The sequence below is a fragment of the Chryseobacterium sp. DT-167 genome (assembly GCF_058310155.1).
In genome coordinates, this window is the sequence record NZ_JBZEEQ010000149.1 from 1 (window position 1) to 508 (window position 508).

Annotated in this window: 1 protein-coding gene; it reads left to right on the forward strand. The window is 70.1% G+C overall.

Features of this window, described 5'->3' with window-relative positions; translation table 11 throughout:
- The coding region (locus tag AC4FQ5_RS20215) for an aldo/keto reductase (protein WP_491146550.1) at positions 1-508 on the forward strand (508 nt) is incomplete at both ends.

Below are 508 nucleotides of genomic sequence, written 5' to 3' on the forward strand. Positions count from 1 at the left end.
GGTGCCTCGCTCGCCGGCCTTCCGCGCGACGAGTACGTCGTCTCCACCAAGGTGGGTCGACTGCTCGAACCGGTCGACGGTGAGGTCGTCGGTACGGACATCGCGAACCTCTTCGACGTGCCCGCGACGCGTCGGCGTGTTCTCGACTACTCGCGGGACGGCGTCCTGCGGTCGATCGACGACAGCCTCGAGCGGCTCGGGCTCGATCGCGTCGACGTCGTCTTCGTGCACGACCCCGACGAGCACGAACGCGAGGCACTCGACGGCGCGTTCCCGGCCCTCGCGGAGCTCAAGGCCCAGGGTGTGATCCGCGCCTTCGGCGCCGGGATGAACCAGTCCGCCATGCTGACGCGCTTCATCGAGGAGGTCGACCTCGACGTCGTCATGGTCGCGGGTCGGTACACGCTCCTGGATCAGAGCGCCGCCGCCGACCTGCTGCCCGCGGCGCTCGCGCACGGCGTCGACGTCGTGTCGGCCGCGATCTTCAACTCGGGGCTGCTCGCGACCC